Origin of the sequence: Paenibacillus xylanexedens, assembly GCF_007676705.1 — a bacterium.
GTDB lineage: Bacteria > Bacillota > Bacilli > Paenibacillales > Paenibacillaceae > Paenibacillus > Paenibacillus xylanexedens_C.
In genome coordinates, this window is the sequence record NZ_VEBF01000004.1 from 214,696 (window position 1) to 236,852 (window position 22,157).

The 22,157-nt window shown below is 47.6% G+C and carries 26 protein-coding genes; 24 read left to right on the forward strand and 2 right to left on the reverse strand.

Annotated elements, in window-relative coordinates:
* Nucleotides 1-5: 5 nt before the first annotated feature.
* From opp1B to FS628_RS22325, 11 genes are all read left to right on the forward strand, one after another.
* Entirely contained in the window at nucleotides 6-938 is a 933-nt protein-coding gene (opp1B, locus tag FS628_RS22275; protein ID WP_133387061.1) for a nickel/cobalt ABC transporter permease, read from the forward strand.
* Nucleotides 938-1,834, forward strand: coding sequence for a staphylopine uptake ABC transporter permease subunit CntC (cntC, locus tag FS628_RS22280; RefSeq protein ID WP_145325175.1), 897 nt, complete (start codon nucleotides 938-940; stop codon nucleotides 1,832-1,834). The genes opp1B and cntC overlap by 1 nt, the downstream gene beginning before the upstream one ends.
* Nucleotides 1,815-2,624 carry a staphylopine uptake ABC transporter ATP-binding protein CntD gene (gene cntD / locus FS628_RS22285; RefSeq protein ID WP_145325176.1) on the forward strand — a complete coding sequence of 270 codons (810 nt, stop codon included), beginning with the start codon at nucleotides 1,815-1,817 and terminating at the stop codon, nucleotides 2,622-2,624. The genes cntC and cntD overlap by 20 nt, the downstream gene beginning before the upstream one ends.
* Nucleotides 2,625-3,377 carry an ABC transporter ATP-binding protein gene (locus FS628_RS22290; RefSeq protein ID WP_145325177.1) on the forward strand — a complete coding sequence of 251 codons (753 nt, stop codon included), beginning with the start codon at nucleotides 2,625-2,627 and terminating at the stop codon, nucleotides 3,375-3,377.
* Between the two features lie 14 nt (nucleotides 3,378-3,391).
* Nucleotides 3,392-4,585 carry a staphylopine family metallophore export MFS transporter CntE gene (cntE, locus tag FS628_RS22295; RefSeq protein WP_145325178.1) on the forward strand — a complete coding sequence of 398 codons (1,194 nt, stop codon included), beginning with the start codon at nucleotides 3,392-3,394 and terminating at the stop codon, nucleotides 4,583-4,585.
* Nucleotides 4,582-5,847 carry a staphylopine family metallophore export MFS transporter CntE gene (cntE, locus tag FS628_RS22300; RefSeq protein ID WP_313958627.1) on the forward strand — a complete coding sequence of 422 codons (1,266 nt, stop codon included), beginning with the start codon at nucleotides 4,582-4,584 and terminating at the stop codon, nucleotides 5,845-5,847. Before cntE (FS628_RS22295) ends, cntE (FS628_RS22300) begins: the two co-directional genes overlap by 4 nt.
* Before the next feature lie 534 nt (nucleotides 5,848-6,381).
* The gene (locus FS628_RS22305) at nucleotides 6,382-7,578 is read left to right on the forward strand and encodes a GTP-binding protein (protein WP_145325179.1); all 1,197 of its coding nucleotides are present in this window, start codon (nucleotides 6,382-6,384) and stop codon (nucleotides 7,576-7,578) included.
* A gap of 91 nt (nucleotides 7,579-7,669) precedes the next feature.
* Nucleotides 7,670-7,939 carry a 30S ribosomal protein S14 gene (gene rpsN, locus FS628_RS22310; protein WP_036605831.1) on the forward strand — a complete coding sequence of 90 codons (270 nt, stop codon included), beginning with the start codon at nucleotides 7,670-7,672 and terminating at the stop codon, nucleotides 7,937-7,939.
* Nucleotides 7,940-7,982: 43 nt separating this feature from the next.
* Complete coding sequence (locus FS628_RS22315; protein WP_145325180.1) at nucleotides 7,983-8,318, forward strand: DUF3024 domain-containing protein; 336 nt, start codon at nucleotides 7,983-7,985, stop codon at nucleotides 8,316-8,318.
* A 206-nt stretch (nucleotides 8,319-8,524) separates the two neighbouring features.
* Nucleotides 8,525-9,001: a DUF2975 domain-containing protein gene (locus tag FS628_RS22320; protein WP_145325181.1), complete on the forward strand. Its 477-nt coding sequence runs from the start codon at nucleotides 8,525-8,527 to the stop codon at nucleotides 8,999-9,001.
* 9 nt (nucleotides 9,002-9,010) lie between these two features.
* Entirely contained in the window at nucleotides 9,011-9,244 is a 234-nt protein-coding gene (locus FS628_RS22325) for a helix-turn-helix domain-containing protein (RefSeq protein WP_145325182.1), read from the forward strand.
* Between the two features lie 79 nt (nucleotides 9,245-9,323).
* Here FS628_RS22325 and FS628_RS22330 read toward each other — a convergent pair whose 3' ends face one another.
* Nucleotides 9,324-10,175: a helix-turn-helix transcriptional regulator gene (locus FS628_RS22330; RefSeq protein ID WP_145325183.1), complete on the reverse strand. Its 852-nt coding sequence runs from the start codon at nucleotides 10,173-10,175 to the stop codon at nucleotides 9,324-9,326.
* A 181-nt stretch (nucleotides 10,176-10,356) separates the two neighbouring features.
* On the opposite strand from FS628_RS22330, the gene FS628_RS22335 reads away from it, so the two are divergent.
* A complete protein-coding gene (locus FS628_RS22335) occupies nucleotides 10,357-12,429 on the forward strand; it encodes a beta-galactosidase (protein ID WP_145325184.1) in 2,073 nt (690 codons plus the stop codon).
* Between the two features lie 140 nt (nucleotides 12,430-12,569).
* Here the strand turns inward: FS628_RS22335 and FS628_RS22340 are convergent, their stop codons facing one another.
* On the reverse strand, nucleotides 12,570-13,601 hold the full coding sequence (locus FS628_RS22340) for a substrate-binding domain-containing protein (RefSeq protein ID WP_145325185.1): 1,032 nt from the start codon (nucleotides 13,599-13,601) through the stop codon (nucleotides 12,570-12,572).
* A gap of 237 nt (nucleotides 13,602-13,838) precedes the next feature.
* On the opposite strand from FS628_RS22340, the gene modA reads away from it, so the two are divergent.
* The 12 genes from modA to FS628_RS22400 all read left to right on the forward strand — a co-directional run bounded on the left by modA (nucleotide 13,839) and on the right by FS628_RS22400 (nucleotide 22,136).
* Nucleotides 13,839-14,711, forward strand: coding sequence for a molybdate ABC transporter substrate-binding protein (gene modA, locus FS628_RS22345; RefSeq protein WP_145325186.1), 873 nt, complete (start codon nucleotides 13,839-13,841; stop codon nucleotides 14,709-14,711).
* Complete coding sequence (gene modB / locus FS628_RS22350) at nucleotides 14,708-15,394, forward strand: molybdate ABC transporter permease subunit (protein WP_186327921.1); 687 nt, start codon at nucleotides 14,708-14,710, stop codon at nucleotides 15,392-15,394. Before modA ends, modB begins: the two co-directional genes overlap by 4 nt.
* 273 nt (nucleotides 15,395-15,667) lie before the next feature.
* On the forward strand, nucleotides 15,668-16,000 hold the full coding sequence (locus tag FS628_RS22355) for a hypothetical protein (RefSeq protein WP_145325187.1): 333 nt from the start codon (nucleotides 15,668-15,670) through the stop codon (nucleotides 15,998-16,000).
* Nucleotides 16,001-16,300: 300 nt separating this feature from the next.
* Nucleotides 16,301-17,140 carry a transporter substrate-binding domain-containing protein gene (locus FS628_RS22360; RefSeq protein WP_145325188.1) on the forward strand — a complete coding sequence of 280 codons (840 nt, stop codon included), beginning with the start codon at nucleotides 16,301-16,303 and terminating at the stop codon, nucleotides 17,138-17,140.
* A 23-nt stretch (nucleotides 17,141-17,163) separates the two neighbouring features.
* Complete coding sequence (locus FS628_RS22365; protein ID WP_145325189.1) at nucleotides 17,164-17,907, forward strand: amino acid ABC transporter permease; 744 nt, start codon at nucleotides 17,164-17,166, stop codon at nucleotides 17,905-17,907.
* 4 nt (nucleotides 17,908-17,911) lie between these two features.
* Nucleotides 17,912-18,622, forward strand: a complete 711-nt coding sequence (locus FS628_RS22370) for an amino acid ABC transporter permease (protein ID WP_145325190.1) — start codon at nucleotides 17,912-17,914, stop codon at nucleotides 18,620-18,622.
* Nucleotides 18,619-19,371 (forward strand): amino acid ABC transporter ATP-binding protein, encoded by a 753-nt coding sequence (locus FS628_RS22375; protein ID WP_145325191.1) that lies wholly within the window; start codon nucleotides 18,619-18,621, stop codon nucleotides 19,369-19,371. Before FS628_RS22370 ends, FS628_RS22375 begins: the two co-directional genes overlap by 4 nt.
* A gap of 121 nt (nucleotides 19,372-19,492) precedes the next feature.
* A complete protein-coding gene (locus FS628_RS22380) occupies nucleotides 19,493-19,780 on the forward strand; it encodes a hypothetical protein (protein ID WP_017692509.1) in 288 nt (95 codons plus the stop codon).
* Nucleotides 19,781-19,803: 23 nt separating this feature from the next.
* Nucleotides 19,804-20,145 (forward strand): restriction endonuclease subunit S, encoded by a 342-nt coding sequence (locus tag FS628_RS22385; protein ID WP_145325192.1) that lies wholly within the window; start codon nucleotides 19,804-19,806, stop codon nucleotides 20,143-20,145.
* Nucleotides 20,142-20,441 carry a hypothetical protein gene (locus tag FS628_RS22390; RefSeq protein ID WP_145325193.1) on the forward strand — a complete coding sequence of 100 codons (300 nt, stop codon included), beginning with the start codon at nucleotides 20,142-20,144 and terminating at the stop codon, nucleotides 20,439-20,441. The genes FS628_RS22385 and FS628_RS22390 overlap by 4 nt, the downstream gene beginning before the upstream one ends.
* Before the next feature lies 1 nt (nucleotide 20,442).
* Entirely contained in the window at nucleotides 20,443-20,784 is a 342-nt protein-coding gene (locus FS628_RS22395) for a hypothetical protein (protein WP_145325194.1), read from the forward strand.
* A gap of 257 nt (nucleotides 20,785-21,041) precedes the next feature.
* Nucleotides 21,042-22,136: a CgeB family protein gene (locus FS628_RS22400; protein ID WP_145325195.1), complete on the forward strand. Its 1,095-nt coding sequence runs from the start codon at nucleotides 21,042-21,044 to the stop codon at nucleotides 22,134-22,136.
* Nucleotides 22,137-22,157: the final 21 nt, after the last annotated feature.

Genomic DNA, 22,157 nt, shown 5'->3' on the forward strand with positions numbered 1-22,157 from the left:
TGGATATGGGAAGTTATATCGTCAAAAGGATTCTGTTAACCATCCCTTTACTGATTATCATTTCATTTATAACGTTTGTTCTGATTAATCTATCTCCCTTGGACCCGGCGGTTGTTGTGTTACAGGCACAGGAAGTTCCGCAGATCACAGAGGAATTAATTGCCCAGACCAACAAGGCATTGGGGTTCGATCAGCCGTTCATGATCCAGTATGTGAACTGGATCATGGCTGTTGTGCAGTTGGACTTTGGCAACTCTTATGTATCTGGTGAACCCGTATGGTCATTGATGGGGCCGGCTTTTATGAACACATTGAAGTTAACGCTTGTCTCATCGGTATTCATTATTGCGCTGTCCATCCTGCTGGGTGTGATCTGTGCCATGAGAGAAGGCAAGCTGCTGGATCGATCGGTCAGAGGCGTATCATTTTTCCTTACCGCCATGCCATCCTACTGGCTTGCAGCCATGATGATCTGGTATTTTTCCGTCAAGCTGGACCTGTTACCTACCAGCGGCATGGACTCGTATCGAAGCTACATTCTACCGGTGATCGTAATCACGGTGAGTTATACGGGCATTTACTTCCGAACGGTTCGAAGTTCCATGCTGAGCAATATGAATGAGGACTATGTGTTATATGCAAGGGCAAGCGGTCTGAGTGAGAAGAAAGTCACCCTGCATATTCTGAGAAATTCATTACAGGTGGCCGTGTCCATCTTTTGTATGGCGATCCCAATTGTGCTGGGCAGTACGGTGGTCATCGAAAATGTATTTGCCTGGCCGGGACTCGGTAGGCTCAGCGTGAAATCCATTTTAAGCAGGGATTTCCCCATTATTCAGGCGTATGTTCTGATGTTGGCTGTAACCTTTGTCTTATTTAACACGTTATCCGACATCATTAATGCGGCGATGAATCCTCGTTTGAGAAAGGAATTCTGATGCGAATATTGAAAAATCTGAGCAAAGACAAGCTGGCCATGACCTCTTTGATGGTAATTATCGTCATGATTATAGCGGGCATTTTCGCCCCTCTTATTGCGCCGCATGATCCTGGACAAGTGAATATGAAGCTTCGTTATGCCTCCTCATCCTGGGATTATCTATTAGGCAATGATCATCTGGGCAGATGTGTATTATCCCGGCTTATCTATGGTATCCGTCCAAGTGTGTTATGGGTTCTGGTTGCGTTAAGTCTGTCTGTTCTGATCGGGGCCATTGTTGGATTCATCGCAGGGTACTTCAAGGGGAAAGTGGATGCGTGGATCATGAGAGTCTGTGACATTATGCTGTCTTTCCCCGGATACGTGATGACACTGGCGGTGGTCGGCATTCTGGGTGCAGGACTGGAGAATATTTTGATTGCCTTTGTGTGGATGAAATGGGCCTGGTTTGCCCGCGTTATTCGAACATCTGTGATGCAATTCTCCGATATGGATTATGTAAAATTCGCCAAAGCCTCCGGTACACCCAATCTGAGAATTATTACCAAACATATTGTTCCAGTTACCTTTGCCGATATTGCTGTCATTGCCAGTGGTTCCATGTGTTCGATGATGTTGCAGATCTCCGGCCTTTCCTTTCTGGGGCTTGGAATCCAGGCTCCGCATGCGGAGTGGGGGATGATGCTCAATGAGGCGAGGGAAGTCATGTTCTCCAGACCTGAATTGATGTTGGCACCAGGCCTGGCCATTGTGGTGGTGGTGTCTGCTTTTAATTTTCTATCGGATGCCCTTCAAGTGGCTCTGGACCCCAAATTGATGACCTCTCAAGGTAAGTCTGACAAGTCTTACGAAAGTGAGGTGAGAAAGACGGCTTATGAATATAGTCGAGGTTGAACATTTGAAAGTATGGGATACCAATACAGGTAAAGTGATCATTCATAACAGTTCATTCGAAGTTAAGCAGGGAAGCTGTATGGCCATCGTGGGGGAAAGTGGTAGCGGGAAGTCCGTTACGTGCAGGGCTATCATGCGACTGAACAAGCCATGGATTCGCCAATCGGGCACAATGTTATTTCAGGGCGAAGACCTGAACCAGCTTTCGGAACCGGAGATGCGGCGTAAGCGGGGCAAGCATCTGTGTATGATTTTGCAGAATGGCATGAGTGCATTTGATCCTTCCTGTGTCATTGGTGTCCATATTCGGGAGACGCTTCAGCAGCATTTTGGCTGGAATACCCGCGAGATTGAACGGAAAATCATCAATGCCATGGAAAGCGTCATGCTCAGACATCCGCGCGAGATTCTGAATCAATATCCACATCAGCTGTCCGGTGGGATGCTGCAACGAATCATGATCGCACTGGCATTGGTGCTTGAGCCCGATCTCATTATTGCGGATGAGCCGACAACGGCGCTGGATACGATCTCCCAATATGAAGTGGTGGAGCAATTGATTCAATTACGCGAACGCATGGGCTGTTCCATGATGTTCATCTCCCATGATCTCGGCGTCGTTCAGAAGATTGCAGATGACGTGATGGTCATGAAAGACGGCAAGATCGTCGAGCGCGGTAGCATGCATTCTGTTTTGACAGAGCCGGAGCATGCCTATACACAGTATCTGGTCTCTACCCGATTGGAGCTGAGCAATCATTTTAAGGCGTTGATGCAGGAGGACTTATAGATGCTAAAGGTGGAAGGTATTGAAAAATCATATAACCAAGGCGGACTGTTCTCCAAGCACAGACAACAGGTGTTGAATCAGGTTACCTTTGAATGCCGGCATGGCGAATGTCTGGGCATCATCGGCGAAAGCGGAAGCGGCAAATCCACGTTGGGTCGTCTGATTCTCGGCATTGAACGGCCGGATCGTGGAACGATCTCGCTGGATGGTAAAGACGTACAGGATCGACGTGTACGGATGGGTAACCTCAGCGCCGTTTTTCAAAATTATACGTCATCCATCAATCCATTTCTTAATGTGGAAGCTGCCATTATGGAACCTATGCAAGCGCAGCAAAAGCTGCGAAAGGATCAGGGCAACTTAGAGAAAGTGGATCTGTTGCTGAACCAAGTTGGACTGGATCCTTCTTATAGATCCAAATATCCGCATGAACTATCCGGCGGGGAGGCTCAGAGAGTGTGCATAGCCAGGGCCATCTCCACCGCTCCCAAATGCATCGTGTTCGATGAAGCGATCAGCTCACTGGACGTGTCTGTTCAGATTCAGGTACTGCAATTGTTGAAAGAGCTTAAGGAAATCTACAAGCTGAGCTATGTCTTTATCACGCATGATATACAGGCGGCAGCTTATATCTGTGACAGGGTTATCATTTTCAGAGAGGGTCAGATTGAAGAGATCGTTCCTATTGAGCAGCTAAAGGATGTTCAATCAGACTATGCGAAGAAATTATTGAAGCATTTAATTACATTTTAGGGGGAACACCCATTGTGAGTGGAGCGATGTCTTGGCCTTTTCTGCGCTTGTACATACTGGTTCTTCTATATTTCAGTGCCAATTCGATTCTTAACGTGATCATCCCATTGCAAGGGGAGTCTTTGGGCGCGAGCGGTACAACGATTGGACTGATCATGGGCGCTTATATGTTCACAACCATGTTTTTCAGACCCTGGGCAGGTCGGATTATTCAAAAGCACGGTCCGATCAAAATATTGCGTTTGATTCTGGTCATCAATGGATTTGCGCTGATTTTATATACCTTTACGGGACTCGGAGGTTATTTGGTTGCTCGTATTTTACAAGGTGTATCGACAGCGTTCTTCTCCATGGCCTTGCAGATTGGCATTATTGATGCTCTTCCGGAGAAAGATCGGTCACAGGGAATTTCGTATTATTCGCTGTTCAGTTATATACCGGGGATCGTGGGGCCTGTTATCGCGTTAGGAATCTGGCAGACGGGTGGTATGGATTATTTTACAGTGGTTCTGATCGGCATTGCCGTCTGTACGGGCGTCTTCGGATATACCGCCAAAATGGAACCAAGCAAGGAGCAACCTGCTGAGAATCTTTCGGAGCAGAACGTGAGTATGTGGGAATCCTTTGCTCAGTTGGTGAAAAATCCGTTTCTGTTTCGATGCAGTGTATTGATGCTTGTTGCTTCCGTTGTATTTGGTGCAATTACGACCTTTATTCCGCTGTATGCGAGCCAAGTACCAAATGGGAGTGCGGGTGTGTATCTGATGCTTCAGGCCGGGACGGTTGTGCTGGCTCGAATCATGCTCCGGAAAAGGATTCCTTCTGATGGGAGATGGCATTCTCCTTTTATCATGGGTACCCTGTTTCTTTTGGCCGTTGCTGCCCAATGTGTGAGTTTTTCGGTGACAGGAGGCGTAGTCTTTTTCTATGTCGGGGCTATATTCATGGGCATTGCTCAAGCCATTCTGTATCCGACGCTCACGACCTATTTGTCTTTTGTGTTGCCTAAGCTGAACAGGAACGTCCTGATCGGGTTATTTATCGCGATGGCTGATCTGGGTATTTCTCTGGGTGGTGTGATTATGGGACCCGTCGCTGACTTCTCTTCCTATTCATTTATGTACATGATCTGTGCTATCCTAGGAGCGGTAATGATCGTTTTTGCCTATGAACGGCGTAGACCCGTGACAGGTACATCTGTGAGTTGACTGCCAGGAGAGAAAGTGGTGACGAACGTTTGAAGGCTTCAATGACGGCAACATCCAATGGAAAATTAAATCCGGTATCCTTTTCGTTTATCCGGTTTTATATGCTGGCCTTTTTATTTTTTGCGGCAAATTCAGCTTTGACGATTATTCTGCCTCTGAGAAGTGAGGCCGCTGGATTAAATCAGGCTGAGATTGGTCTGATGATGGGGGCATATATGTTCACCTGTATGCTCTTGAGACCTTTTGCAGCGCAGTTGCTGGGTAAGCATGGGCCGCTTCGTGTGATGCAATGGCTATTGCTTTTGCATGCGGGCACGCTGCTCCTGTTTGTTGTTTTTGGTGTGGAGACGTATCTGTGGTTGCGGGCCCTGCAAGGGGTAGCTACGGCCTTTTTCTCCATGACGATGCAGGCAGGCATTGTGGAAAAGCTGGAGGACAAAGACCGGGCACAAGGGCTGTCCATGTACACCCTGTTTACGATGGTTCCTTCTCTGGTCATTCCGATCCTCGCCATACAAATCTGGGAAAATGCCAGTGATTTGGCGTTTACGCTGCTGATAATCGGACTGGCGGCTTTGCCACTTCTGATTGGATATAATGTGGATTTGCCGCGGAGTACCGTACAGAACAAATCGTACACCTTGGGCGATATGTTTCGTTCATTCGGCGGCATCTGGCGCAGTACGCCACTGCTGATTAGCAGTGTGGTGATGTTGTTTGCGTCCTGCGTCTTTGGGGCGACAGCGACCTTTCTTCCCCTGTATATGGTATCCACCGGAATGGCGAGTGCAGGGGTATTTCTGACGATACAGGGATTGGTTGTGATCCTGTGCAGGTTTATTTTGCGTAAAAAAATTCCGTCCGACGGTAGCTGGAATACCTGGCTGATGGCAGGGTTAATGCTGTGTGCAGCACTGGGAACCCAGTTACTCAGCTTAATGGAGATCATCGGGCCATTGGTGTATCTCTCCGCGGTGTTCAGCGGTTTTGCCCTGGCACTGTTGTACCCGACATTAACCACATATTTGTCTTTTGTGCTGCCTGCGGATTCCAGATATGTACTCATGGGGATCTTCATGTCTTCGTATGACCTTGGATTCTCTCTGGGAGGACTTGCGATGGGATTCATTGTACAGGTGAGTTCATATTCGACCATGTTTATGATCTGCACGTTGCTCTCTATTGCCGCTATGCTTCTGGTGTTGGTATTCAGGCAACGCATGGAAGCCGGGAATAAGGCTGCATCTGTGGTGTCTGTATAAATTGAACTAAAGAACATTTACACGGATCACTCCGATGACAGAACAACCTTCCGATCGCTGTTATCCCCAGATTTTTTTGATCCCTTTATATAAAGGTTAAATCCGGGGATAGCGTATGCTTCCGATGTAGCTTTCTTGCAGAAAGCTTGTAGGCGAACGCTCCGCTTCTTCAGGTTATTTCTGTCCTCTCCGTTTCGTGTAAATGTTCAGTTCAATCTATATAGCTTTGTTGAATCTGTCGCGCTACAGGCGTACTTCTAATTTATATTGGTATAGTCCGCTGTCTAGCCTATCCCGCAAGTATTGCCACCATTTACAGAGGAGGTTTATGACTCACTTCTTGCCAAAACGTATCCTCAGGATGCGAAAGTGCAAGGGCCGGTCATCAGCCTTTTTTTTGTTTTTTTTTTGCAGGTTGAATCAAAAATAGTTTGACAACGACCGTCTAACAGGATTATAGTCATTGTTGTTAATCGTAATAATTACTATTAAAGTCTGAATTACACAGACTGCACATATAAGGAGTAGAGATCTATGACACAAAAGCAAGTTCCGGTAACCGTACTGAGTGGTTACCTCGGTTCAGGGAAAACGACGGTTTTGAATCATGTGTTGAACAACAGACAAGGGCTCAAAGTTGCGGTGATTGTCAACGACATGAGTGAGGTGAACATTGATGCTGCGCTGGTCAAGGGGGAGGCAACCTTGTCTCGAACCGAAGAGAAGTTGGTGGAGTTGTCGAACGGTTGTATCTGCTGCACCTTGCGGGATGATCTGATGCAAGAGATTGAGAAGCTGGTGAACGAAGGCAAGTATGACTATATTTTGATCGAATCCACCGGAATCAGTGAACCTGTTCCAGTTGCACAGACCTTTACATACGCCGATGAGGAGTCGGGTATTGATCTGACTCGCCTGGCCCGATTGGATTGTCTGGTAACGGTGGTGGATGCCAATCGATTCTGGCATGATTTTGGATCAGGACAGAGTCTTCTGGATCGTAATCAGGCGACCGGAGATGAGGACACCCGTGACGTCGTAGACTTGTTGATCGATCAGATCGAAACCTGTGATGTACTGCTGCTGAACAAATGTGATCTGGTCGATGAAACCGAGCTGAACAAGCTCGAAGGTATCATCCGCAAGTTACAGCCTAACGCCAAGATTATTCGGACCGAGAATGGACAGGTGAATCCGTCTGAGATTCTGAATACAGGCCGTTTTGATTTCGAGAAGGTGAGCATGTCCGCTGGATGGATTCAGGAACTGGAGAAGGAGTCGCACACACCGGAAACCGAGGAATATGGGATTGCTTCCTTCGTTTATCGCCGCAGAAAGCCATTCCATCCTTCCCGTCTGGCTGAGTTCATGAGTTACTGGCCGGAAGAAGTTGTACGTGCCAAAGGCTTAGTATGGCTCGCGGCTGAAGGGGATGTTGCTGCAAGCCTCAGTCAGGCAGGGCCATCCATTCAGTTCGGTCCTGCGGGACATTGGGTCGCGGCGTTGCCGGAAGCGGACAAAGAAGAGATTTTACGTAACGAACCGGATGTTCTGGAGAAATGGGATGCCCAGTGGGGAGATCGTCAGACGGAGCTTGTCATGATCGGGATCGAAATGGAGCGTGAGAGCATTGAAGACGAGCTGGACCAGTGCCTGCTTAGTGATGAAGAAATGCTAGCCGATTGGGGTCATTTCGACAATCCGCTGCCATGGCCTGTGGAAGCCGTTTAACTTGGAAGATGATGTTCTGCATTGAGAGTAGCGCTATATAACCACGTTCAGATAAATAAAATAAATTCAATGGATAAAGGAGCTGTCATTCATGGCTAAAAAATCTAAAGTGGTACGTGAGAAGCAACGTCAGGCGATCGTGGCAAAATATGCGGACCTGCGCCGGGAGCTGAAGGAAAAAGGGGATTATGAAGCATTACAGAAATTGCCCCGGAATGCATCTCCAACTCGTTTGAAGAACCGTTGTGAAGTGACAGGTCGCCCGCGGGGTTATCTACGCAAGTTCAAGGTATCTCGAATTAAGTTCAGAGAACTGGCTCATCAAGGTCAGATTCCTGGCGTAACGAAATCCAGTTGGTAAAATGATCAAAGGGTGGTATTTTGCTGAAAGGATGTGAATCTCCATGCTGGACTCGTTTACATTACGAAGAATTCAGTCGGTGATGAACGGTTATATTCACGAGAAGGTACCTGCGCCACTGCGTACGATGGTGAAGTTGACATATGAGTTGAATGACAATGAACTGATCCTGACCGAAGAAAGACCTGCCGAGGAACGGTATCAATGGGACAAGATGCACATAGCCCGATTTTACTGGGAAGAAAATCAGTGGAAAGTCTATGCCAGAGATGAACAGAGCAGCTGGAATCCGGTAGATGTTATTACGCCTTGTTCCGATTTTGAGAATGTACTCGAGCAGGTTGAACGGGATGAGGCCGGACTGTTCTGGCGTACGTGAGCGAGTTCAAAGATAGCCATTCAATGACTATCTTTGGGCTTTTTTTTATGTTCAAGCAGAACTGAAGCAAAGAGGGGCAGATTTTACGTTATCTTTTCTTAAGGGATAAAAGAATAAATGAAATCTGTTTAACAATAAAAATTTATTGTAAAACGATAAATAATATGATAAATTCATATCACTTAAAACAAGTGAGGTGCTTTTTTGTGAAGCGAGGTACAACCATCTTTTTAAAATTGGCTGTGTTTCTTATTGGTGTTCCCATCCTTGCCTTATGTATATTCGGCATACCCTGGTTAGCGAACAATCCGGTGAATCCGAATTATGCAGGTGCACTATACCCCATAGTGATCATGATGTATGTATCAGTCATTCCGTTTATCGTTGCACTGTACCAGGCATTCCGTCTGCTGAGCTATATCGACAAGAATGAAGCGTTCTCTCTAATGTCAGTGAAATCCTTAAAAACAATAAAATATTGTGCTATTGTAATCAGTAGTCTTTATTTTGTGATGTTGCCATTTGTGTATGTTGTAGCAGAGAAAGATGATGCCCCAGGTCTCATTCTTATGGGAATGGTTCCTATTTTTGCTTCATTGGTCATTGCCGTGTTTTCCGCTGTGCTCCAAAGATTGTTGCAGGAAGCGATTGATATCAAATCAGAAAATGACCTAGTGGTCTGAGGTGAATATATGGCCATTATAATCAATATTGATGTGATGTTGGCAAAGCGGAAAATGACGGTTACCGAGCTTGCAGAGAGAGTTGAGATCACGATCGCCAATATTTCCATATTAAAAACAGGAAAAGCGAAAGCGATCCGTTTATCCACTCTGGATGCCATCTGTAAAGCACTGGATTGTCAGCCTGGAGATATATTGGAATATAAGGCTGACGAGGACGAAGATACAAATGAGCATATATGAAAAATGAGCGAAGAAGACTCTGCATGTTGTATGCAGAGTCTTCTTTTACGTCAGCTTGATCAAGAAATACGTGCCGTGCCTATAACGAATGATTGTGCATCATACGGAATTGCATAGGCGTTACGTTTTCCTGGGTTTTGAAACATCGGATGAAGTAGCTTGACTGTGAAAATCCCGTTTCCAGCGTAATTTGTTTAATGGAAAGGTTGGTTGTTGCAAGCAGCTGTTTCGCATGTAGTAGCCTGGATTCCAAGAGGAATTCCGGGAAAGAGATTCCAAACGTCTGACTGAACTTTCGGCTAAAGTATGTTGTACTGTATCCGGCAATCCCGGCAGCGTGGTCTAGTGTAATGTGCTCGTTACTATGGGAACGAATATAATTCCCTGCTTCACGAATTCGCTCGGAAGTGTGATTTAACGAAACATTAATCCGGCTCGCTGCGGATTGCAATCGGGTCAGAAGTTCATATAGTGTAGCTGCCACACTGTGCTCGTCCTCCACTTGATAGCCTCTTCCTAGCTCCAGTAATCGATCCATCAGCTTGGTAATCACCGGGAGGTTGGAACATTGAAACAGCCACGGCTCGTCAACTCCTTTTCCATTTAACAGCTCTTCGAGACGAACGCCGTAAAAGTGAATCCAACGAATATTCCAAGGCTCATCCGAATCTGAATAGTAGGTTTGTCTAAGACCGGGACCATAGAGGAATCCCTGTCCACGCGTTAGCTCATAACAAGTGGTTCCAGTGTCCAGGAATCCTTTACCGTCAAGTACAAGGTGCAGGTTATAGCAATGATTCAAGTTGATATCTTTCGTTCGATATTCCCGATTCACATGATGCTTCGGAAAGTCACTGTACCCTCCAATAAAATCGGGAAAGCATACATGTCTGGGGAAAACCGGCTTGGGGAGAAAGATGTGTTCTTTCACGTGCATCCTCCATTTGAACGCAATATTTTTATGTAGTGAACTGAAATAGATTCAGCCCACTGTTATTTGAATCTCAGACAATGACAATATTTTATTATAAGTCGCATAATCTTGTCATTTATTATCTGTGAAGTATCCAATAGAATGGAGGCAATATGGCAGGTTAAGGGGGCAATTGAAGGTGGCAAAATCAATCCAAATGGATGAATTGAAACTGGGGGTCTGTTATTACCCGGAGCATTGGTCGGAAGCGTTGTGGGAGGACGATTTCCGTAGAATGAAAGAGATGAATATCACAGTTATTCGGATGGCTGAATTCGCATGGTCCATCTTTGAACCGGAAGAAGACCAATTTGATTTTAGTTTTTTCCAGAAGGCACTGGATCTGGCGCATCAATATGGTTTGAGTGTTATTTTGGGAACACCTACTGCAACTCCACCAGCATGGTTAACATCCAAATATCCCGAAGTATTGAATGCGAATAAGGACGGGGTATTGTATCAACACGGCATGCGACGCCATACCAATTACAGCAGTCCAATCTACAGACAGCAATGTGAAAAGATCGTACGCAATATGGTGATTGCCTATAAAGACCATCCGGCTGTCATTGGCTGGCAGATCGATAACGAATTCAATTGTCATATGGATGTTTTCTACGCTGAGGCAGATCATGTCGCCTTCCGTGAATGGCTTAAGAATCGTTATGAATCGTTGGAGAATCTGAACCAGACATGGGGAACCGTATTTTGGAGTCAGACCTATACCGACTGGGAGCAGGTTCACCTTACCCGAAATATGGTTAGTCCATCGCCCAATCCTCACCTGGCATTGGATGAAAAGAGATTCATATCAGCCAATACGATTTCATTTGCCAAGCTTCAGGTGGACATCATTCGGGAACTGGACCCGGAACATTGGATCACGACGAATGGTACGTTCGGACACTTGGATAATCATGAAATGACAGAAGACCTGTTGGATTTCTTCTCTTATGATTCGTATCCGCAGTTTGCCACGATCTTTCCAGGGACAGACGACAATTCATTGCAAGATCGGGCATGGAGCATGAAGTTATCCAATGTACGCAATATGTCACCGAACTTCTGCGTCATGGAACAACAGTCTGGACCAGGAGGTTGGGTAGATAGTATCGGTATGGGTACGCCAAGACCTGGACAGATCCGATTATGGTCGTATCAATCCGTTCTTCATGGTACGGATCTGCTTGTATACTTCCGCTGGCGGACAGCAACGTTCGGAACCGAGATGTATTGGCACGGGATTAATGACTACCATAATCAACCTAACAGAAGAGTACGCGAGGTTGCACAAGTGGGTGAAGAGTTTGCCAGAATAGGGCGCGTTATTGCGGGGACTACCTATCAAGCTGATGTTGCGATCCTACAGGATTACGATAACAACTGGGATGGAGAGTTGGACGAGTGGCACGGCCCGCTTCATCAACAGAGCGTACGCTCCTGGTATAAGCAGCTCCAGTATCGTCATATTCCGACGGATCTGGTTACATTGCAACCAACGACAACGCTGGAGGAGTTATCCGAATATAAGGTGATCATCTATGCTCACCCGGCCATCATGACAGACGAGACAGCAGAACTTCTGCAAGCCTATGTCAGTCAAGGAGGGACTCTGTTTTTCGGTGCTCGCACCGGTTATAAGGATCTCAAGGGGCATTGTTATATGAGACCGTTCCCAGGGGCTGTCGCTGAGTTGTGTGGTGTAACCGTAGAGGACTTTACATTAATCAAAGGAACCGTTCCCGCAGCCGAGCTGCAATGGAATGGGGCGAGTGAGCGACTTCAGGAGGGAACGTCAACGGCCGGATTTAACGAAGTTCTTCATGTGGAGCATCCTGACGTGCAGGTCATGGCTGAGTATGCATCCGAGTACTATGCAGGTAATCCTGCTTTGACCAAACGTGCGGTAGGTCAGGGGCAGGTATGGTATTATGGGGCGGCTTACAATGAACCGGTCGTAGATGCTCTCCTGGATGAAATAGGGCTATCTTCGCCAGTGGATGACCTGATAGAGGTACCTTCCGAAGTTGAACTTGGTATCCGATCGGGTGAGGATAAAGCTTATGTATTTTTACTCAACTACTCGGATCAACAAGTACCCATTAAGCTTAAGAAGCAAGCAAAAGAGTTACTATCGGGTACAACAGTTCAGGATGAAATCAACATGTCCGCGTATGGTGTATTCATCCTGGAGATCGATTTACCGCAATGAGGAGCCTGTTCTTCAATATAATGAGTTATATATATAAAGAAACACCAAAAACGCCTTGCAGCCATTTGCAAGGCGTTTTGTATATGCATCATGTGTAACATCCGTTTAGCTTCGGCTGTAATGGGGTGTTTTTCGTAAAACTATGCTTCGTACAAAACCTCACCTGTTCGGGATACATCATATCCCTCGAATGACTGCAGTTCCTGCCTGAACTCCGGCGATTGTAGAATCCGCAGTACCGATTCGGTCCAGGCTTCATTACCTTGCTTCCTTAGCATGACCAGATCATAGCGTTCCTGAACGAGCGGGATAAAATCAACCTGTCCCACAAGTTTCGCAGCCTTCTCAATGCCGACTCCGACATCGGCTTCACCCGAACTGACTTTGGCAGCCACGCCCATGTGACTGGTTTCTTCCGCTTCATATCCAATAAGACTTGCAGGAGGAATTCCGTGCAGCCGAAGTTGTTCATCCAGCAATACTCTCGCGCCAGAACCTTTCTCCCGGTTAGCCAATCGCAGCTCAGGCTTGTTGAGATCATTCCAATTCTGCAAATGAAGCGGGTTGCCACGTCCAACATACAATCCGGCAGGTCGGGACAGCAAATTCACCACAACATAAGACCGTCCTGTCAAAATTTTGCGAATGTACGGCAGATTATATTCACCGGTATCTCCGTCGAGCAGATGGGTACTGACCAAGTCGGACTCGCCGCGATACATCGAGATAAGCCCGTCCAGACTACCCATAAACGAGCGGAGCGGACGAATGTCCCGTGTGTGTTTCTCCATATGTCGCATCAGAATATCCAGACTGACATCCTGACCTGTAATGACCAGATGCCGTGGCGTACCTGTCATTACATGGCCAGACGTCGCTGGCAAAGATCCGGTGGGGGTTGCTGATTGTAGGGAAGTCCCTTGGAAATCACCATACCCAGTCTGAGTTCCGGATGCGGGGGCCTGATCCGAAGTCGGGATGCGCTGACCTGGGGATTGGAGTTGCTTGGAGCGACGTTTATATGCCTCCAGATCGGCTCTATCAATTCGCATTTGTTTGCCAACACGGTAGGCGACGAGGTCTCCCTTTTTGATCAGGTCATAGACCGTCAGTTTCGATATTTTGAGCAGCTTGGATATTTCTTCCGTTGTGTAGGATTGCTCCTCCGTCATAAGTGAAGATCCTCCTTCAAAGGTATAGAGCAATTATGGTTTTGTTATGAATGTTTCTTGTACTATATCATTAATTGAGGGATGCTATAAACCTGAGAACAGGGAAGAAACGCATAAGAGAGGTAACCAAAATCAAATGTGATTGAACTCACCTTCCCATTTTATTCGTCTTGTGTATAATTAGTTATAATCAATTATATCTAGTTATAACCAAACATAACATTGGGGGATAAATGTATGAGAAATAGAATCGGATATGTTTTGGGAAGTATGTCACTGGGACTGGCTCTTGTATTGGCTGGTTGTGGCGCAAGCATGGGGACTAGGGATACGTCCACAGGTGCAGAACAGACGACTTCAACGCCAACGGCATCTGGTGAAAGTTCATCAGCAGGAAATACAGATCCACAGGAAACGGTAGATCTGACGATCTCTGCGGCTGCCAGTCTGACGGATGCCATGAAGGAAATAGAAACGAACTTTGAAACAGCAAATCCCAATATAGAACTGAATTTTAACTTTGGCGCATCAGGTGCTTTGCAACAGCAGATTGAACAGGGGGCACCGGCTGATATCTTCGTGTCGGCGGCAACGAAGAATATGAGTGCGCTGGTGGATGAGAACTTGATTGCACCGGGAGATCAGAAGAATTTGCTACAGAATTCACTGGTGGCAATAGTGCCAGCAGATGGAGCCCATACAGTAACCAGCGAAGCTGATCTCACCAGCGACTCCATCAAGACAGTAGCGATTGGAATTCCGGAAAGTGTGCCTGCGGGAACCTACGCCAAGGAAGCTCTGACGAATGCCAAGCTGTGGGATGAACTGGAAAGCAAGCTTGTGCAGGGGAAAGACGTTAGGCAAGTCCTTCAATATGTAGAGACAGGCAATGCAGATGCAGGATTTGTATACAAAACAGATGCTCTTACTTCGGATCAGGTGAACATTGCGTTTGAGGTAGACAAGAATAACTACACACCCGCCAATTATCCGGTAGGTATTATTGAAGGAACGAAACACCGTACGGAAGCCGATCAATTCTATGCGTATTTGCAAACTCCGGAAGTACTTGATATCTTCGCAAAATACGGATTCTCCATTCCGGAATGAATGTGAACGCAATAGACTGGTCCGTATTCTGGTCACCGGTGCGGTTGTCACTTCAGGTTGCGCTGTTATCCAGTGTGGTGGCTGCCATACTTGGCATCGCTATAGCTTGGAAGATGTCATGCAGTTCATTTCGGGGGAAGATTTTGCTGGAAACAGCATTTATGCTGCCACTGGTTCTTCCTCCGACGGTGGTCGGATTTCTGTTGCTTGTCATACTGGGACGTAAAAGTCTGTTAGGACAATGGATTGAAGCGATATTCTCTGCACCCGTTATTTTCTCCTGGTGGGCTGCAGTGATTGCTTCGGTGGTAGTTGCTTTCCCGTTGGTATATCAGACGATGAAGTCAGGATTCAGCGGTGTGGATCGTGATCTGGAAGATGCGGGCCGTTCGATTGGGGCGAATGAATGGCAGGTATTTCGTTACATTTCCCTGCCGCTCGCAGGCAGAGCATTGATGACCGCCTTCATCCTGGGCTTCGCCCGTGCACTCGGGGAATTCGGAGCGACATTGATGATTGCAGGTAATATTCCGGGCAAAACGCAAACGGTACCGACGGCGATCTATGTCGCTGTGGATTCGGGCAATCAGACCATGGCTTGGGCGTGGACGATTTCCATTATTTTCATTTCGTTTATCATGTTACTGATGACTAGGCAGCAGCGAGATGGCAAAAACGACTGATTTTGTATACGTCCATATTATATCAAACATGACGAAAAACCCGTGTTAAGGAAAGTGTTTCTTCCTTTATGCGGGTTTTTATTACCAATTTCATATGCACCAATATCAAACCGTTAACCGAATTGGCCCTAATGGAAATGTAAAGCTAATTTAACATAAAAAAATAAATTTTTTTCCAAAATTTAATCGTTCAGCACTCGCTTTCAGGGGGCTTGTTCCTGTAAGATAGAAGTAACTGATTCCAGCCAAGTACTGAAATAAGGAGAGACGACGATGAACACTAAACCTGATTGCGGCGTTTCGTTGCAAATCGATGACTATCTGGATCTTTTGCATTTTGCCATCCAAGTTCAAGATCAGGAATGGCAGCAATCCCTTATCCACCAACTCAAAATATTTCAGACGGCGACGGAGCAGCAGCGCACACCTGAAGAAGAATTATGGACACGGTTTGATTATATCAATAGCAAACTGACAGGTCTTTGCCATCAGATTCATGCCGCTCATTCCATGGATGAACGCAAGAAATTCGAGGAACGCATCGGGCTCTTGCAATTACAGCGATTGGAAGTCGCACGTAAAATTAAATGGGCAAGTCGCAGATAGACGAATCGTGTTAAACATCAAATGGTGTAACATCAAAATAGTATGATCCAAGAGATCCACACCCGAAAAAGTCATCCACCAATTCAATATTGGGGATGGCTTTTTTGTGTACTATAGAGAAGTTCTATAATCTTATCAGGATGTCCTATTAGTTTAGATATTGCCGAAGCATGACTAGTGATGATATTCTTTGTTCAACCTAATTCCGAGTATACAAGTAAGAATGGTTTGTTAAGAAATTAGAGGATGGGGAGCACACATCATATTCGCTGTGATAACAGCCTGTGGAGGAGATTGGGAATGGTTAAAAAACGGGGGATTCAAAAATTCCGGACAGCACTGCTGTTCATCACAATGCTGGCGGTACTGGCTGGATGCAGTACAGGAACTGCAAGCAATGAGTCAGAATCTGCTTCGGCAGCAGGCGACACCAAAGTGAAAAAGATCATTGTAGGAACAGGTACACAGTTTCCGAATGTCTGCTTCATTGATGAGAATGGCAAGTTAACAGGTTATGATGTGGAACTGATCCGTGAGATTGACAAACGCTTGCCTGAGTACGAATTTGAATTCAGCACCATGGATTTCAAAAACCTGTTGCTGAGTCTGGAAACGAAAAAAATTGACCTGATCGCTCACCAGATGGAAGTGAATGAAGAGAGACAGGCCAAATTCCTGTTTAATGATGAAGCCTATAATATTTTCCCTAATAAAATTGTCGTAAGTCAGAAAAATGAGGCAGTACAATCCATTGAGGATCTGAAGGGTAAAAAACTGATTGTGGGCGCTACGAGTAATGCAGCTGTACTTGCTGAGAAATGGAATGCAGCAAACGGCAACGGGATTGATATCGTCTATTCCGGAGCAGGTGAGGATACCATTACCCAAATCAAAACAGGCCGGGTGGATGCAACGATCAGCACTCAATTTGCCATTGATTATCAGAATAAGGCGGTGGATGCTCAGTTGAAAACGGTAGGAGATGCCCTATCCAACTCCAAAGTCTACTTCATTCTGAATAAAGATGAGCAGGAGCTCAAAACTAAAGTGGATGAAGCGCTCAAAGCGATCAAAGAAGATGGAACATTAGGCAAACTGAGCACAGAGTGGCTTGGAGCTGACTATACGATTGAAGAGTAGTCTGAGAAAGGTGTGCAGCGGTAATGGGAAAATCATTTGATCTGTCATTGGTTCTGGATTTCATCCCGGAACTGCTACGGTATTTGCATATAACACTGATTGTACTGGGTGGTTCCATTGTGCTCGGACTGGTGGGCGGCGTTCTCCTGGCCGTTCCCCGGCTGTACCGGATTCCGGTACTAAGCCAGCTGGCTACCCTGTACGTCTCATTCATGCGTGGCACACCGATCTTGATCAAGTTATTTCTGGTGTACTACGGACTTCCCGAACTGCTGAAACCAATTGGCATCGACCTGTCGAGAACCGACCCGTTGCTATTCGTCATTGTGACCTATGCACTTAGTGATGCGGCCTCCTTTGCCGAGATCTTTCGCGGAGCGGTACGTAGTGTGGACAAAGGTCAGACCGAAGCAGCCTACGCTGCGGGCATGACGACATTCCAGTCGTTTCGGCGGATTGTTGTTCCGCAGGCACTGATTGTTGCTTTTCCGAACATGGCCAATACGTTAATTGGTTCATTGAAGGATACGTCACTGGCGTTCTCCATCGGTGTCATGGATATGGTAGGCAGAGGGCAGACGCTAATCTCGGCTACATCACATGCGCTTGAAGTGTATATCAGTCTGTCCGTAGTCTATTATGTCATTGTCATTGTGCTTGAAAAAGGGTTCGCCGTTGCAGAACGCAGACTTCAGCGTCATGAACGTAAGAGAGTTGCACACAAACCGGCAATTCGAGCCAAACGCCTGAAACGAATAGCGGGGTGAGCATATGTCGATTGATCTCCAGTTTATCTATACATCCTTTTTTCAAATCCTGAAGGCATTGCCACTGACACTCGTCATTACGATTGTTCCGTTGATTGCAGGCTTCGGGATCGGCCTGGCTACGGCTCTGATCCGTATCTATCGCGTGCGGTGGATACACCGCATTGCTGAATTCTACGTTTCTTTCCTGCGTGGGACGCCGATGCTAATGCATCTATTCCTCATCTATTACGGCATTCCGATGATTATCGATAAATTGGCTGAACGTTATGGCTGGGCCTTCCAATCATCTTCGATCCCGATTCTCGTATTTGTGCTGATCGCCTTCTCACTCACTGCGGGCGCCTATATGTCGGAGATTATCCGTTCGGGCATCCTAGCGGTAGATATCGGACAGATGGAAGCCGCTCACGCTGTAGGCATGAGTACATTCCAAGCTTTAAGGCGCATCATCATCCCTCAAGCGCTTGGGGCGGTGTTACCCAATCTGTGCAGCATGTTTGTCGGGTTCCTGCATGGATCAACACTCGCTTTTACCGTGTCGCAGATGGACATACTCGGTAAAGCAGACGTGGTGGCATCCGTCAGTCTGAAATTTCTGGAGGCCTTTATCGCAGCAGCATTCATCTATTGGGGGCTGACCATCATAGCCGAGCGGATCACCGCTTTGCTTGAGCGTCGGGTTGCCGTGTACAGCAAAGGGGGCGTGTCATGATTACATTAACGAATATTCACAAAACATTCGGCAAACAGGAAGTACTGAAGGGGATTGATCTGACCGTGGAGCAAGGCGATGTTGTAGCGATCCTTGGGCCGAGCGGTTCAGGCAAAACGACATTGCTCCGCTGTGTTAATTTTCTGGAACGTGCTGATGAGGGCGAGGTTCAGATCAGTGGATTGACCGTCGATTGCAAGCATGCACGTAAACACGACATTGTGCAGTTGAGACGTAAAACGGCGATGGTCTTCCAGCATTATAATCTGTTCAAACACAAGACTGTGCTGGATAACGTCACCGAGGGATTGATTATTGCCCAGAAAATGTCCAAACCCGACGCTCGCGCTCGCGCCTTGCGTGTGCTTGAACAAGTCGGACTATCTGCCAAAATCAATGAGTATCCGAGTATGTTGTCCGGTGGACAACAGCAACGGGTGGGCATTGCCAGAGCACTGGCACTGAATCCCGAAGTCATTCTGTTTGATGAACCGACTTCGGCGCTGGACCCCGAGCTTGTGGGTGAGGTATTGTCTGTCATCCGCTCCATTGCTCAGGAGGGCATTACCATGATTGTGGTGACCCATGAGATGGGGTTTGCCCGTGAAGTGGCGAATCGTGTTGTTTTCATGGATGGAGGTTCCGTTGTGGAGGAAGGAACACCGGAAGAAGTATTTGTGCGTCCCAAGCAGGAACGTACTCGCCAATTCCTCAGTCGATATTCTTCCGACTGGAGTTACGTCATCTGACGATATAGGCGCAAGCTGTAGTAACTGACGATCCCGGCCCGGCATATGCTGTAACAGGCAAATGCTGATAGGCCGGGTTTTTCTTTGGGTGAAGCAGGCCGTGACGGTAAGGAGGAGGACCATGCAGAGCAAAATTGATGAAATCATCACACATATTGCACATTCTCACCAGCAGATCGCACGAGTGCTGGATGCCAAACGCCAAGTCGCTGTACGCATGTCTGAAATCATTAATCATTTGCCAGATATCGAACCGGAGCTGGATGGCGTTGACGGTCTGCTGGATAGCTCGGGGCAAATCAACAAAAGCATTATCTCTTACTTGGGAGGCCTTGCAGATCTGGAAGAGGCTGTCGCCGAAACGCTGACCCAGGTCATGCGGGAGATCGCGGTTCAAGAAGAAGAATAAGCCCGGAAGGCGGGTGAAGGAGCATGAGTAGAGAACAGAGCCTCATTCTGATGCTGGATGCAGCAGCCAAGATGCAGTGGAATATTGCCCTGATTTTGGAGGCAAAAGCGATTGAGGCCGAGAAGGTACGGAACTGGACGCTGAATCATCTGAATGGGGATACCTTTCTGACGCATGGGGATCAGGTAGGTGAGCCACTCAAAATGCATGATCAGCTGGTGGAAATGCTGGAAGGGCTGACCCGGATGGAAACCGGACTGTGCAACAATCTCAAAGCGGTGATGGTACAGAACGATAGCGAAGATGGCGGCGGTATGGACGGTGGCATGTTTGGCGGCATGGATCTGGGAGACTTGGGAAAATGAGTCTGATGCGGCGTGAGCAGGAAGCGAAACTGGCTCTCATTGAATCCATAGCACACAGTCAGCAGGCGCTGGCACGCATTCTGGACAGTGTAGCCAGCGTATCCGCTCATTCGGAGGTATCCGCCCGCAGTCTGGCCGAGAACATTCGTCTGCTGAGTCGCTATCAGGAGCAGATGTCTCGTATGGTTACGGGCATCAGGCTGGCCCGAATTCAGCATGGGGAGCCTGGCTTACCGTGGCTCAAAGACCCCGGGTGTGCGATTCGTATCGTTCGGGACATACAGGAGGAATGTTGACATGTTAAAGAAGAAGAAAATTCGACTGAGAACCAAAAGAGCTTTGGTAACCCGTGGAGCCCGTCTGCGTAAAATCCGCAAGCTGCGTGCGCTCAAAGCGAAACGTGTACTTCACAAACGCCCGATTAAAGGACGCAGTGCGTGGCTCAAAAAAAAGAAACGTACGGTACGGCGGCACCGGAGTCCGAAGCCCGTACAACCATTCGTCCCGGCTACCCCTACCGATCCGAACCCGGACAGTGCGTACAGCCAGGGCTACAACGAGGCGTACAACGAGGGATTCAACGCGGGTTTCGCCAAGGGATTCGAGGACGGACATCAGCTGGCGTACAAAGCACAGTAACCGAGTAGGCACGATTATTCCTGCATGGAATGATATCTGCTAACAGATGCAAATAGCCCGGGGGGACAGATCCCTCCGGGTTATTTGCATCGCCGCAGAAGCGGACATGCCCGTACAGGCGGATGTGGAGGGCAAGCGCCAATTTTGCGCCTTGCAGGACACCCGTCCATGATGCATCTGACCCCGAGGCATATCCTTTAGAGGGAAGACCAATCACGGGGAGAGTCTGGAAGTGAGATCTCCTGAAGGAAGACAGGGTGAAGAATGTGGCAAAACGAAGACACCGTCCGCTGACCGAAGCGGAAACGGCTTACCGCGGCGGATACGCAGAAGGCCGCAGATTTGGCGGCTGTCAGGCCATGATGGAGCGGGTGCAGATGTTTGAACCGACCCTGCGGGACATGAAGGTACTGTATATTCCACAAGGTTTCGATGCCATCGATGAAGGTGTCACCTTGGCCCTGCAGCAGTCTGTACGTGAATGCGTTGTTGGATCGCCAGCAGCGATGTTGCAGGAAGCCAGTCTGCATCGGCCGGATATCGTGCTCGTCATGAATGGTCTGCATGTATTCCCCGCAGATCATCTGGAGCAGGTGAATGGCATACGTGCACTCGGTATTCGAACAGCCGTGTGGTTTGTGGATGATCCGTATTTCACCGAAGATACAGCGACCCTCTGTCAGCACTATGATGTTGTGTTCACACATGAAGAGGCCGCTGTGCCATTCTATCTGGGACATGGAGCAGGCCGGGTCGTCTATATGCCACTGGCTGTGAATCCGGGCATGTTTCAACCGCGGCGCACGGCACCGCAGCATCAGTACGACATTTGTTTTATCGGTACAGGGTTCTGGAACCGGATTGCCTTGTTCGATGAGCTGGCCCCTTTTCTCGCAGACAAAAAAGTGTTCATCGCGGGTAGCCAGTGGAACAGGCTGGCACGCTTTGATATCCTTGGCCGGTTCATCCACGAAGGATGGATTGATCCCGGAGCAACGGTGGATTATTACAATGGCGCCAAGATCGTCATTAACATTCACCGGACTTGCGAGAATGGGGAAGACAATCGCAATACGCATCATCTGGAAGGCCGCTCCATTAATCCACGGACGTATGAGATCAGTGCCTGCGGCACGATGCAGATTACGGATGCACGCGGAGACCTGCCCCGTTATTACCAGCCGGGCTATGACATTGAGACGTTCAGCAATGCGGCAGAGCTTCAACACAAGATCCACTATTATCTGAAACATGAAGAGGAGCGTCAGGCGATGGCGTGGCGAGGACTTCTCACTACGATGAACCAGCACACGTTCACGCGCCGCATCGCTCAGTTGCTGGAACATCTGTAATCCCCATCTGAAGTACAGTAC